This is a genomic window from Chryseobacterium endalhagicum, assembly GCF_016745235.1.
In the GTDB taxonomy this organism is placed as follows: Bacteria; Bacteroidota; Bacteroidia; order Flavobacteriales; family Weeksellaceae; genus Chryseobacterium; species Chryseobacterium endalhagicum.
This window is the reverse complement of the sequence record NZ_JAELVM010000002.1, coordinates 772,061-785,901: the sequence shown is the minus strand read 5'-3', so window position 1 is coordinate 785,901 and position 13,841 is coordinate 772,061. Positions and strand designations below refer to the sequence as shown.

Below are 13,841 nucleotides of genomic sequence, written 5' to 3'. Positions count from 1 at the left end.
TTTCATATTATGACTTCCGAAAACGCAAAACGATTTTTTGAAAAACATCTCGGTGAAAAATCTTCTGAGTTCATTACTTTGGCTCAAAGCGGTTCGGCGAGGGTCAATTTCCTTGCACAAACCGACTCAGGAAAATACATTATCACCAGCAATGAAAATATTCCCGAGAACGAAAGTTTTCTCTATTATTCTGAAATATTCTCTGAACTGGGCCTGAATACCCCTGAAATTTTTGCGGTCTCAGATGACAGGAAAATGTATGTGCAGGAATTCCTTGGAGCAGAAACGCTTTCAGAAGTTATTACCCGAAATGGGCTGTCTCCTGATGTACAATTATTGGTAAAGCAAACGCTGGAACAACTTTTCCAGCTTCAGATCGGAACCCAGGGAAAAATTGACTTCTCAAAAACATTTGAATATGAATGTTATGATGAACTTCCTGTGATTCATGATCTGTACTATTTCAAAAACTTCGTCGCTGATGTCCTGGAACTGGAATACCGCAAATCTGTACTGCTTAAAGAATTCAAACAAATCGCAGTGCTCATTGAAAACCTGGAACCTAAAGGAATTATGATCCGTGATTTCCAGGCAAGGAACATTATGGTGAATGAAGATCGTAAAGTTTCGTTTATAGATTATCAGTCTGCCATGAAAGGTCCACTGATGTATGATGTGATCTCCTTTCTTTTCCAGGCCAAAGCTGATTTTCCGGAAAATTTCAAAAAAGAAATGCTCGAATACTATATCGGACAATTTGAAAATGAAGACATTAAAAAACAACTAAAAAATTCGGTAAAACCTGTTCAGATGATGAGATTCCTGCAGGTACTGGGAGCATATGGCTTCAGAGGTCTGATCCAAAGGAAGCAGCATTTTATGGCCAGTCTGGAAAAAGGAATTAAGAATATCACAGAATTTGCCGCAGCGTGGGAACAAATGGAGGATTATCCGGAACTGAAAAAAGTGATCGGGCAATTGTCTTCAGAAGACGTGAAACTTAAAATTAATACTATCTTGAAAAGTTAGCCTTCGACTCCGCTCAGGCTGACAACTTACAAATTAACATATAGTATTAGCAATGTCAGCCTGAGCGGAGTCGAAGGCTTTTATATCATAACCAAAGAATCTTAATGGTTTAAATAAAACAAATAAAGAAACAAAGAACAATGCTACACATCGACATACACAGTTTTTCATATAAGAAAGGAGGCATTCCCAAGGACCATTCAGGAAATGGCGGAGGCTTTACCTTCGACTGCAGAGGAATTTTGAATCCCGGAAGAATTGAAGAATACAAGACCCAGACTGGAAATGACATCGGCGTTCAGGAATATCTTGAAACCAATACCGAGATGCCTAAGTTCCTGGAACTGGTAAAATCCATTATCTCTATCAACATCGACAACTATCTGGAAAGAGGCTTTGAAGACCTTCAGATCAGTTTCGGATGTACAGGAGGACAGCACAGATCTGTATATTCTGCCATCAAAATTGCTCAATTCATCAAGGAAAAATATCCTGAAGGTATAGAAATAAGCCTTCACCACGATGAACAGCACCAACTGAACATCAGCAATGGGTAATGAGCAGTAAGTAATATGGTTTACTTATTCATCAACTCCTGAAATTACTCATTATTTATCACTCATTACCTATACTATATGAAGGCTTTAATTTTCGCAGCCGGAAAAGGCACAAGGCTGAAACCGTTTACAGACCATCATCCGAAAGCGCTGGCCAAAGTGAACGGCATACCGCTTCTGGAAAGAAATATCAATTATCTGAAAAGCTTCGGAATAAAAGATTTTGTGATCAATATCCATCATTTTGGAAATCAGATTGTTGAATTTTTAAATAAAAACAGTAATTTCGGATGCAACATTGAAATCTCGGATGAGACCAATGAACTGCTGGAAACCGGTGGCGGCTTGATTTTTGCTAGAAAGTTCCTCGATCACGGGGAAGATTTTCTGATCATGAACGCTGATATTTTAACGGATATCAATATCAACGCCTTTGTTGAATATCATCAAAAGATAAAAGATTTTGCTACTTTAGCGGTTTCAGACAGAGACAGTTCAAGAAAACTTTTGTTCAATGATGATCTGGTTTTGAGAGGCTGGCTTAATGTACAGTCGGGAGAACAGAGGCTCGCAGAATTTAATAAAGGCTTTAAAGCTCTTGCCTTCAGCGGCGTTCACTGTATCAACCCTGTTATCTTTGAAAAAATAAAGAGAACCGGCAAATTTTCTGTTATGGAGGAATATCTGGACCTGATGCAGACTGAGCATATTCACGGATTTGTGCACGACAGTATTCTGGTAGATGTGGGAAGACCGGAATCCGTAATAGAGGCCGAAAAACATTTTAAATAATTTTTGCAATGGAAATGGATGGAACAAGGGATGAAAGTTTGGTAAATCCTGCCCTTGATATTAACGAAACAAAGCTTCACAACAGTCTCAGACAGAAAACCTGGGACGAAACCATTACCAAAGACAGCTGGATGGTTTTCAAAGTGATGGCTGAATTTGTAGATGGTTATGAAAAGCTGGCTAAAATAGGGCCTTGCGTATCTATATTTGGTTCTGCAAGACTAAAGCCTGACAGTAAATATTACGAAATGGCCGTAGAGATTGCCGAAAAGATCACCAAACTGGGCTTCGGGATCATTACCGGAGGCGGACCAGGCATCATGGAAGCCGGAAATAAAGGCGCTTTCAATGCACAGGGAAGATCTATCGGGCTGAATATTGATCTGCCGTTTGAACAGCATTTTAACCCGTACATCAATAAATCTTATTCTATGAACTTCGATTACTTCTTCGTGAGAAAAGTAATGTTTGTAAAATATTCTCAGGGATTCGTAGTGATGCCGGGAGGTTTCGGCACCCTGGATGAACTTACGGAAGCGATGACCCTTATCCAGACCAATAAAATAGGCAAATTCCCTATTGTTCTCGTAGGAAGTGAATTCTGGGGCGGACTGCTGGACTGGTTCAAGGCAACACTGTTAAAAGAAGGGATGATTGCAGACGATGATCTTGACTTATACCGTGTGGTAGATACGGCTGATGAAGCAGTTGCCCACATTAAAGCATTTTACGATAAGTATTCTGTGAATGTAAATTTCTAATTGGCATATTATTTGTGACCTATATAAAGCAAGTATGATTGTAAATCTATTAATTAAGATGAAAAAACTTTTATATATATCAGGAATTTTAACATTTTTTGTGTTAATGAGTTTTATGTATGTAGACTTTTTCTCTTCAATGACAAAAGTGGATTATATAGATGGAAGTAAGACATTGAAGTTTACCACAAAAATAAATACCAACCATATTTCTGATGCTATCAAAATCAATCCTAATACAGCAGGATTTGAAGCAGAGGTTAAAAAATATGTAAATAATAATTTTGATGTGTATGTCAATGGCTCTCCGAAAACTATAACCTTCACCGGAAGTCAGGTAAGCGGAGAAACGGTATGGGTATATTTTGAAACCGGAGGAGTGTCGGACATCAATACCTTAAAGATTAAAAATACGATTCTTTTAAGCGCTTTTCCTAAGCAGAGCAACGTGGTAAGTATTGCTTATAAAGGAAACCTTAAAGTAATGAATTTCCAGCGAGGCAAGGAAGTGAATGAAGTTTCGTTCTAAACAGAATAATTTTTAAAATATAAACCACTGCAGATGCGGTGGTTTTTTTTGTTTTATTCTGATTACAAAATCTATTCTTTATGAAAGTCATTTTATTTTAAAACCCGGAAGTCTACAAAAAAGTATTTGATTCTATTTCATCTATAATAAAATCGTCCGGATACTCATCAAATACTGGCTTTTCCTTTAATTGATCAATAATGTGCTCAGCATGGCACACAAAGTTCACTTCATTAGTTCTGCATAAAAAAGGCTGCCTTTAAAAGACAGCCCATTATATGATGTATTGATCATTACTAGTTACCAACAACTTTTACATTATCAAGCTCCCATGTAGCAGCCCCTGTTGTTGTAGAAGTATATTTAAATGCAATACGGACACTTTTGTTTACAAAAGCATTCAGACTGATATCTCCTGAATTGGTCCAGGTATTGAATGCTGCATTGTTTGGGTCCATAGTTGCTGACAAAGGCGTCCATGCCGTTGTGGTAGGATCTCCTGTATAAGTATCTGTTACAAAAACTTCAAGAACATTTCCGGCATACCTTACGTCTGTTTCGAAAGATAAAACGGCAGAAGTAAATCCGTTCAAAGAAATTGGCTTGGAAATCAACCAGTCTTCATTTACTTGGTTGGTTCCTGCAAATCCATTCATTACCACACAAGGTTTTGGGTTTCCAAACTGCTGGATATTCCAAACCTGCGCTCCCACGACACTTACAGCATCCCAGTTATCTGCAAGATTTCCATCGAAGCCCTCGAAAAAGAATCTTTTTCCGGTAAAGTTTACATCTTTAAGATTTCTGATCAGCATCTGCCATGAGCTATTGTAACGGTTTACCACAAAAGTAAGATCTCCTTTGCCTTCAGGAATTAATGTAGAACCAAAAGTAGAAAATCCTGAGTTTCTGATTACGGTTGCATTACCAGCCTGATCTACGATCCCTCTGTCCGTATCTACACCGGCCCCAGCCACATAATCAATATATTTCTTCCCTATTTCTCCCGCTGAAAACTGTACATTAGGTACTTTTACTAAAGTATTGATGTATTTCTCGTCCTGAGCTATTTTCAGGGTAGCCAATTCTGTCGGCTTTAAAGTTGCAATATCAAGTCCGCTGCCATTACAAACACCAGCAACATATCTGCTTACTAAAGCTCCGGGAATTCTTCCGATAGGATAAATAGGATCCACCGAACCTATTTTTACCGCTCCTCTGTCCAGACCCAGTCTTAAACCTTTGGCATTAATTCTAATGTGTGCCCCCACCGGAAAATCTGCATAATTACTTGCTCTGTCCACTTCAATCTGAAGCCCGGCAGTTGGATTTTCAGGTTTATCCTGGAAAGAAATCGTTTTATAAAAATTTCCACTTTCATCAGAGGAAACCACATATCCGTCAAAAATCTGATCTGTACCGATATAAATGAAGCCTGAAGCAGGAGCCTGCGCTTTAAAAGCAGCCATTGTGATCGTAGGTTCCGGAAATTTATTTTCACATTTAATAGGCGGAGTCTCCCAATCATCTTTCTGCACACAAGATGTAATAGAAATTGCCGCAAATGCAATCCCCGTTACTAAACTTAAGTATTTCTTTATATTATTCATCTTAAATAATTTTAATTGTAGTTAGTAGTTATTAGAATCTAAATTGAAGATTTACGAAATAAGATCTTCCCTGAGTATACCAGTATTTAGGCCCAAACAAGGTAAATTCTCTGTCCGTATCCTGAACGAAGTCAGGGAATTTTGCATTTCTGGTTTGCTCAAATCCTCCTGTAATATATTTTCTGTTATTTAAAATATTATTAACGGTACCGGAAATCAGAACATAATATTTACCTATCACCCATGATTTACCTGCATTCACATTAAGGAAGAAGGAAGAAGGTAATCTTGTAGGTTCTAATACTCTTCTAAGTTCAGACTCCGTTAAATTAGAATATGGTGTACCGGAATTATTATTCTGGATGAAACTCTCTGTTCTGATTAAAGCAGATGGATCAAGATAATTTTCATCAAAATAATTCCAGTTACCTCCTACCCACCAATATTTAGGGTTATTGTATCTGAAACCTAATGAAAAGGCTTGCTGTGGTGTTCCTCCCTGACGGTAATTATTGATATAGGCTTTTCCTAAATTGATGTAAGAAAGTCCGTTTGAGAAAGTTCCGGTAGCATCAGAAGCGAAATAAGTAGTCGGATCATTTTTATAGGTATACTGTCCTAAACTCGCCAGAGCCTGGAGAGATAATGTAGGAAGTACTTTTAAATCCACACCTAGTTCCAATCCCATGTTCCTTTTTTTCACATCAGTCATTACCTGAGTAACGAAAGCACTCTGAACAATAGTCTGATCACCCTGGTCATCGGAATTATTTAACTGAATTCCATCGGCAAAGAATCTCTGAACAGTTGTTTCATTATCTGTATCAACAAGATATCCTGTTAATCTTAATTTTAAGAAAGGGGTAGAAATAACATAGCTAAGGTCATTCGCATTGACCACCATGTTCTTCACATTAGGAGCTGTGGAACCATTTACACGCGGGTTGATAAATAAATCTTCAAGATAAGGTGCCTGAGAATAATAAGCTCCGTTATATACCAAGAAATTTCTTCCGTTCAGCCTATAAATAGCCTGTCCTTTCAGACCGTAGTTCCAATAGTTGTAATCAGATCCTTTTCCATAAGAATCTTTATATAAATAATGTCTTGATAAACCTTCTCTGCTGGAAGAGGAATATCCTGCCATTGCAGAAACAAATACGTCAAAAGCCCCCGTTGAGAATTTCACACCCGGATTTACTTTTACTTCCTGTCTTCTAAAAATGTATTCGTAGCCCATTCTATCGCCTACTTTTTTAGTTACATTTTCTTCACCTTCATTAAATAATCCAGATTTTCCAGGCTGATTTGTAGCGGCAAACGGATCTCGGTTCAGTACAAAATCTGCACCCAGAAGATCATTTACCTCTCTATACTGTTCAGAACGGTAATTCTGATAAGACACGTTGAGTAAGAACTTAGTGGTATCATTAAAATTGTGTATAAAGTGAGTAGCAGCATTCCAGATTTTATCATCACTTACATCGTTCACAAGATAATATAATGCTCTTTTTCCAAACTGACCATAATAGTTGCCAGCAGGCTGCTGCATATTTCTTCTGTATAATCTGTCCCAATTCAGCTGTGTAACATTAGGATCTCCCGACTGCCAGGCCGCTAAAGATGTTCTATAAGCATCCTGAGCCGTAGTCATAGACCCATCAGCGTTTTGTACTGATGCATTAGGATCTAAAGAATCATAATAACTTGGAAGGTTTCTATAATAGGTAGGAGATGGATTCTGCACATTCTGCCAATCCAAACGGGATCCTTTATCTTTTCCGAATTGATAAGAGACTGAAGTCCAAAGTGAAGAGTTCTTGTTTATTTTCCAGAAATCCTGAATCTGGAATATCGGCTGAAAACCTTTTCTTACCCTTTCACTTCTCTGTTCTCCGTCCTGATAGCCCCAGTAAGAATTATAATGCACTCCTCTGTAATTATATACTTCCTGAGTACTTGGGCTGGAGGTAGATCTTCTGTAGGGCGCACCTATAAAGTTGAATGTCATGGTATGCTTGTCACTAAACTTTTTCTCAATCCCTAAATAGGTTCCATAAGCATCATAGAAAGTTCCTTCCTGAATTCCTTCTTCAGCCCATCTTCTTGCTCCCATAACAGTAAACGCCCATCCTTTACTGTTCATTCCTGAACTATAACGCAAAGAGGTTCTGTTTCTATAATTTCTGTTGGTAAGCGATTGGGTAAACTGGAATCCTTTTCTATACTCACTGGCTTTGGTATTTTTGTAAACAACAGAGCTGTTTCCACCAAAAGCGTACTCAGACGGAGAATGGTTGGATGCAATTTCCGGATATCTGGTAATCTCATTCAGACCGCCCCAATTACCAAAATCAACATTACCATTATCAGACTTGATCATAGAGACACCATTAAGCATAGTTTCTCCAAATCTTCCATCGATTCCACGAGGGCGGAACCAGTAAAACCCTAAATCAAACGCCGCAATTCTGCTGAAGATATCCTGTGAGGACTGCAGCAAACCTACAGTTGATGCCTGACCGCTGTTGCTGTCTTCATCATCACCATCATTATCAATAATTGCCAAGCCCTGGTCTGCGTTCGTAAGAGCAGAATATAGGGTAATAGTCCCTAAATCCTTTCTTTTCTCATCTGCTACGTCAAACTCCATCATTTTGGTTTCGAAGTTTGGTTTCGTAATCATAATTTGATAATGGCCCGGCTGCAGGTCTACAAACTGGAAGTATCCAATTTTGTCAGCCGTTACATCATTCTCACTCCCTTTAAGATCTACTTCTGCCCTTTCAACAGGCTTTCCTTCGGCATCCTTAAGATACGCAAACACAGTAGTCTGCGCGAAATAGAATGAAGCAGGAAGTAAAGTAAATAAAGAGACCAATGATAATTTTTTAATCATGAGTATATTATTTTTTTTTAATACTTTTCTTCTTAATTTTCAACGTTTTAAAAGTTGGGGGCACAAATTTAATCAAAATTTGGAATTCCCAATTTTTTTAACATTATTTTTTCTTAACATTGCATTCTTTTAAGATTCATTAAGTAAGAGAGTTGTTTTATATTGTCTTAAATTTACAAATATTTAAAATGGCTTGAATTAAAAAAGGGGTAAATTTGTCGTTTAATTAATTTTAATACTCAAGAGGATGAAAAGATTGATGAGTTTTATGGCTGTTATTTTTTCGGTAATGGCTTTTGCACAGCAGGGGAAACTTAGAAAGGTGGCTGCTGTTGGCTTTTTGAATGTAGAAAACCTTTGGGACACCATCCGTTCTGCTGATTATATAGACGGAACCAAAGACATCCGTAATCCGGCTTTCCACAGAAGCATTCCCATTGACTCCATCCGTTTTTTAGAGGCAGAGAAACATGACGGCCCGTGGAGTGACGGCGCGCTAAAGGGTAAAAAAGCAGTAAGATACCAAAGCGGAGCAGACGAATTTACCCCGGGTAGTGCTAAAAATTATAATACTAAAATCTATAAGGCAAAACTGGCTAACGAAGCAAAAGTAATTGCCGAACTGGGCGCACAATACACTAAGACAGCTCCTGCCGTGGTAGGGCTTATCGAAGTAGAAAACAGACAGGTGATTGAAGATCTTGTCAAGCAGCCTGTTCTTGCCAAATATGATTACGGAATCGTGCATTACAATTCTTATGACTACAGAGGGATAGATGTGGCTTTGATTTATCAGAAAAGAAGATTCACCGTAACCAACTCTTTAAAGAAGGAACTGAAAGTTTTCGGGGATGACGGAAAAAGAGAATATACCAGAGATATTTTAGTGGTAACAGGTTTCCTTGACAATGAAAAAGTAGCTTTCTTTATGAATCACTGGCCTTCAAGAAGAGGTGGTGAAGCCGTTTCATTACCCAAAAGAAATGCTGCGGCCGCTTTACTGAAACAGCAGATGGATAGCATCAGAACAGCAGATCCGTCTACCAAGCTTTTTGCAATGGGAGATTTTAATGATGATCCTGTAAGTGCAAGTCTGAAGAATCATTTAAAAGCCGTGGCAAGCCCGAAAGACCTGAACGAAACCACTCCTTATCTGAATCTTATGTATCCTTTATATAAGAAAGGAATTGCTTCACTGGCCTATCAGGATGCGCCTAACCTGTTTGACCAGATTATTGTTTCGAAGAATTTAATTTCTGATCAGGTGACTAAAGACTATTCGGTTTACAAAGCTGAGATCTTTGCTCCCCCTTATTTAGTGAATAAGGAAGGGAATTACAAAGGCTATCCTTTCAGATCCTGGAACGGGGATCAGTTTACAGGAGGATACAGTGATCACTTTCCTGCATTTGTTATTCTTCAGAAAGAACCATAAAAAATCAACTTAGGCACTCATTTTGAGTGCTTTTTTTATATCAATACTCTATGTTATGAAAAATCTTATTATAGTATTTTTCTTCGCCTTTATTCCTTTCAGTTGTTTTTCCCAGGATAACACCAAGAAAGATGAAGAAAAGTCAGAAATGAAGCCGTCTAAAAATGAAGACGGCGAGTGGGACATTACCGTAATCGATACCCAGTTCGATTATTTTCTGAATGCAGTAGCCAAACCAATCAGCCAGTATTCAGAATCTTATCTGAAAACAAAAAATGCATTTCTTGTCAGTGAATGGAATTCTTACTACAATTCAGGAAAATACCGGAATATTATAGAATCCGGTATAGATTACAGCCCGAGGGAAAACTACGGGATTAAGTTTGAATATAAGCTTTACCAGGTTTTTGCTTACGTGAGCTGGAGGTATGGACTGAAAATGAACGGCCTTTCCGGCAGTGATGCTTTCAGATAGATTTCAAAAAAATAATTGAGAGGATTAAGATTGTATAATAAAAAAGAGCCTGTCTAAAAAGCTTCCCAGAAATAATTCACAAATCCAAAGGTTGCCGTCAAAAGGAGCCGTTTTATCAGACGCAAAGTTTGAAGATCATACTTTATATTTTAGGAATGCAAAGTAGAGAATCAATTTCAATTGATTCGATGAAGCGTGTGGATAAAACGTCCGCTTATTCAGTGGCGCAGCCACACCTCTTTGCTTACCTTAAAATTAGGAGAAATAGTATGAAACTTTGCGTTGAAATTATTCAAAAAAAGACCGCCTCACTTTTTGAGACGGCCTATTTACTTTTATAATAGCTGAAAATTATTTGTTGAATAATTCCTCTACTTTATCCCAGTTTACTACGCTGAAGAACGCTGCTACATAGTCAGGTCTTCTGTTTTGGTAGTTCAGATAGTAAGCGTGCTCCCAAACGTCTAATCCAAGAACCGGAGTTCCTTTCACGTCTGCCACAGGCATTAACGGGTTATCCTGGTTTGGAGTAGAAGAAACAGATACGGAACCGTCTGCATTTTTCACTAACCACGCCCATCCTGAACCGAATCTTGTTTTAGCGGCTTCAGAAAAATCAGTTTTGAATTTTTCAAGACCTCCGTAAGCTTCGATCGCTGCTTTTACGTTTCCTACAGGCTCATTGCTTCCACCCGGAGTTAAAATTTCCCAGAATAAAGAGTGGTTAAAGTGTCCTCCACCATTGTTTCTTACTGCTGGCTTATCAGTTCCTGTCTGGCAGATCTCTTCGATCGTTTTTCCTGCCAATTCAGTTCCTTCGATTGCTTTATTTAGATTGTCAATATAAGCCTGGTGATGTTTTGTATGGTGAATTTCCATTGTTTTTGCATCAATAGTAGGCTCCAATGCATCGTATGCATATCCTAATTTAGGTAATTCAAATGACATAATTTTTATTTTTAATGTTATAGTCAAATTTAGCCAATATTTAAGCGATAATCAAAAACTGGGGATTACTTTAATAAATCTTTAACATTGATATATTGATTTAGAATGAATTAATTTTTATAGGAAGGGAGAGGGAAGCCGGAAGAGGGAGGTTATCATCGTCTAAAATACACCTCCAAGTTATTCTTAATTGATAAAAATCTCAACTTACAAAACTTAAAACTCTCCAACTCTCAAACTCTCCACTCTCAAACCCTAAAACTCTAAAACTCTCCAACGCTCAAACTCTCCCACTCTCAAACCCTAATACACTCCAACCCTAAAACCTCTCAAGCCCAAATAAAAAGCACGAAGATCAACGATCCCCGTGCTTTTTTTAACAAACAATTAAATTAATCTATTTATTCATAGACATCAGGAATTCTTCATTATTTAAAGTTCCTCTGATGTTTTTATTTACAAATTCCATGGCTTCTACAGGATTCATTTCAGAAAGGTATTTTCTGAAGATCCACATTCTCTGGGAAGTCACTTCGTCCAGAAGAAGGTCATCTCTACGTGTGCTTGAAGATACAAGATCAATGGCAGGATAAATTCTTCTGTTCGCAATTTTTCTGTCCAGCTGAAGTTCCATGTTACCCGTACCTTTGAATTCTTCAAAGATCACTTCGTCCATTTTAGAACCGGTATCAATCAATGCAGTAGCGATGATCGTTAAAGATCCACCGCCTTCAATCTTTCTGGCTGCCCCGAAAAATCTCTTCGGCTTGTGAAGCGCGTTAGCATCTACCCCACCGGAAAGTACTTTTCCTGATGCCGGAGTAACGGTATTATAGGCTCTGGCCAATCTCGTGATAGAATCCAGAAGGATCACCACATCATGTCCGCATTCTACCATTCTCTGAGCCTTTGCTAAAACAAGGTTCGCCACTTTTACGTGCTTATCAGCGGCTTCATCAAATGTAGAAGCTATAACTTCTGCATTGACACTTCTTTCCATATCGGTAACCTCTTCAGGACGTTCGTCGATCAGAAGGACCATCATATATACTTCAGGATGATTGGCGGCAATAGAGTTGGCAATATCTTTAAGCAGCATCGTTTTACCCGTTTTAGGCTGGGCAACGATCATTGCTCTCTGCCCTTTCCCGATAGGCGCGAAAAGATCCACAATTCTCGTAGACATTGTAGAATTATTTCCTGCCAGGTTAAATTTCTCTTCAGGGAAAAGCGGCGTTAAATATTCAAAAGCAACACGATCTTTAATGAACGCAAGATCACGTCCGTTTACTTCTGTAGGTTTTAGTAAAGAAAAATATTTTTCGCCTTCTTTCGGAAGTCTTACAATTCCTTTAACGGTATCTCCGGTTTTCAGACCGAAATTTCTGATCTGTGCGGTAGATACATACACATCATCAGGAGAAGAAATATAACTGAAATCTGATGAACGAAGGAATCCGTAGTTGTCCGGAAGGATCTCTAAAACCCCTTCAATGCTTACCATACCATCAAAACTGAACTCTTTTCTGTGCTCAGTATGCTCCTCAGTCCTTTCAGCATTTTGTCTGTGCTGGTTTTGATTCGGATTCTGGTTCTGGTGCTGATTTTGGTTTTTATGCTGGTTTCCGCTGTTCTGCGGATTGTTGTGTCCTTTTTGTTGGGATCTGGCCTGAGGTTGAGGGTTGTTCGGCTTTTCTTCTGACGGTGCAGATTCTTGTGGTGGTGTGTTTTTGGGAGCTTCTGCTCTTTCCTGAGGAGTTTCTGTATTGGCTGTGTTGGAAACCACTCTTTTTCTTTTTTTCTTGGCTTGTGCAGCACTGCTTTCTTCAGGGGCAGAAACTGTTTCAGCTTTTGGCTCTTCCTGCTTTATTTCTTCAGCAGCCGGCACTTGAATTTTTTCCTCCGTTTGTGGTTTTTCTTCTGCCGGAGCCTTGGCTTCTGCTTTCGGTTTGGCAGGTTGTCTTTTAGGCGCTGCTTTTTTTACAGGAGCCTTGGCAGGTTTGTCTGCCGGTGTTTCTTCAGTATTCATACTGGTTTCTGTGGCGTTGAAATAATCTTTTGCAACTTTAGGGTTAGAAGCCTGAAAGTCAAGAACGGCAAAGATCTTATCATTATCATTGCTGTTTCTAGCAACTTTAACGCCTAAATCTTTTAAGATTTTAGTCAGTTCCGTTACGGATTTTGACCTTAACGTTTCTATGTTAAACATACTTAATGTAAAAATGTAATTAATTGTGAGTAAGAAAAGTAAGTCCGGTGACTTTTGTTTTCAAGTACATATGTATAATGCAAATCTACACTAATTTTTGAATTGTGCAAAATTTATGTTATTTTTGCCAGGTATTTAATAATCAATGTTACAGAGAATACAGACTATATGGACTCTTTTGGCAGTTTTGGCTGCTGTTTTCCTTTTCATTACGGGGCAGGATGTTGCTGTTTTCGGCAATATTCCGGTGATTGATATCAGCTGTATTGCCCTTGTTCTGGCAGGAGCATTGAGTATTTTCAGTTTTAAAAACAGGAAAAGACAAATTTTGCTGAATACCATCAGCATCATTATAAACGCTTTGTTGATTGGTGTATTGGCGTACTGGTTACTAAACTTATCCGGAGGAATTCAAATTCCTGAGAAGGGTATTGAGCCGATTTTCCCATTAATCGCGGTGATATGTCTGCTTATTGCAAACGTATCGATCCGCAGAGATGAGAGGCTCGTGAAATCTGTAGACCGACTTCGATAGCCTTACAACGATTTTTTGAGTGAGAACAGTTCCGAAAGGAGCTGTTTTTTTATGCCATAATC

12 protein-coding genes are annotated in these 13,841 nt (G+C 38.5%); 8 read left to right on the top strand and 4 right to left on the bottom strand.

The genetic code is table 11. The annotated features are described in order from the left end of the window. The first annotated feature begins 9 nt into the window (after positions 1–9). The 5 genes from JET18_RS13865 (at position 10) to JET18_RS13845 (ending at position 3,668) form a co-directional block, all read left to right on the top strand. Positions 10–1,029, top strand: coding sequence for an aminoglycoside phosphotransferase family protein (locus JET18_RS13865; RefSeq protein ID WP_202091985.1), 1,020 nt, complete (start codon positions 10–12; stop codon positions 1,027–1,029). 140 nt (positions 1,030–1,169) lie between these two features. Next, the gene (locus JET18_RS13860; protein ID WP_202091984.1) at positions 1,170–1,586 is read left to right on the top strand and encodes a RapZ C-terminal domain-containing protein; all 417 of its coding nucleotides are present in this window, start codon (positions 1,170–1,172) and stop codon (positions 1,584–1,586) included. 78 nt (positions 1,587–1,664) lie between these two features. Beyond that, positions 1,665–2,378, top strand: a complete 714-nt coding sequence (locus JET18_RS13855) for a nucleotidyltransferase family protein (RefSeq protein ID WP_202091983.1) — start codon at positions 1,665–1,667, stop codon at positions 2,376–2,378. An 8-nt stretch (positions 2,379–2,386) separates the two neighbouring features. Continuing rightward, on the top strand, positions 2,387–3,139 hold the full coding sequence (locus JET18_RS13850; protein ID WP_202091982.1) for an LOG family protein: 753 nt from the start codon (positions 2,387–2,389) through the stop codon (positions 3,137–3,139). A 58-nt stretch (positions 3,140–3,197) separates the two neighbouring features. Beyond that, the gene (locus JET18_RS13845; protein ID WP_228728552.1) at positions 3,198–3,668 is read left to right on the top strand and encodes a DUF6702 family protein; all 471 of its coding nucleotides are present in this window, start codon (positions 3,198–3,200) and stop codon (positions 3,666–3,668) included. A 296-nt stretch (positions 3,669–3,964) separates the two neighbouring features. Here the strand turns inward: JET18_RS13845 and JET18_RS13840 are convergent, their stop codons facing one another. Together JET18_RS13840 and JET18_RS13835 are read right to left on the bottom strand one after the other, a co-directional pair. Then, complete coding sequence (locus JET18_RS13840) at positions 3,965–5,278, bottom strand: DUF5689 domain-containing protein (protein ID WP_202091978.1); 1,314 nt, start codon at positions 5,276–5,278, stop codon at positions 3,965–3,967. Between the two features lie 31 nt (positions 5,279–5,309). After that, positions 5,310–8,177 carry a carboxypeptidase-like regulatory domain-containing protein gene (locus JET18_RS13835; RefSeq protein ID WP_202091976.1) on the bottom strand — a complete coding sequence of 956 codons (2,868 nt, stop codon included), beginning with the start codon at positions 8,175–8,177 and terminating at the stop codon, positions 5,310–5,312. Positions 8,178–8,424: 247 nt separating this feature from the next. Here JET18_RS13835 and JET18_RS13830 point away from each other — a divergent pair, with 247 nt between their 5' ends. After that, positions 8,425–9,612 (top strand): endonuclease/exonuclease/phosphatase family protein, encoded by a 1,188-nt coding sequence (locus JET18_RS13830; RefSeq protein ID WP_202091974.1) that lies wholly within the window; start codon positions 8,425–8,427, stop codon positions 9,610–9,612. A 55-nt stretch (positions 9,613–9,667) separates the two neighbouring features. Beyond that, positions 9,668–10,087, top strand: coding sequence for a DUF6146 family protein (locus tag JET18_RS13825; protein ID WP_202091972.1), 420 nt, complete (start codon positions 9,668–9,670; stop codon positions 10,085–10,087). A gap of 351 nt (positions 10,088–10,438) precedes the next feature. On the opposite strand, the gene JET18_RS13820 is transcribed toward JET18_RS13825, so the two are convergent. Then, the gene (locus JET18_RS13820) at positions 10,439–11,035 is read right to left on the bottom strand and encodes a superoxide dismutase (protein ID WP_062651314.1); all 597 of its coding nucleotides are present in this window, start codon (positions 11,033–11,035) and stop codon (positions 10,439–10,441) included. Positions 11,036–11,432: 397 nt separating this feature from the next. Further along, on the bottom strand, positions 11,433–13,244 hold the full coding sequence (gene rho, locus JET18_RS13815) for a transcription termination factor Rho (RefSeq protein ID WP_202091969.1): 1,812 nt from the start codon (positions 13,242–13,244) through the stop codon (positions 11,433–11,435). Positions 13,245–13,389: 145 nt separating this feature from the next. On the opposite strand from rho, the gene JET18_RS13810 reads away from it, so the two are divergent. Next, positions 13,390–13,779, top strand: a complete 390-nt coding sequence (locus tag JET18_RS13810; protein WP_202091966.1) for a DUF4293 family protein — start codon at positions 13,390–13,392, stop codon at positions 13,777–13,779. Positions 13,780–13,841 lie beyond the last annotated feature (62 nt).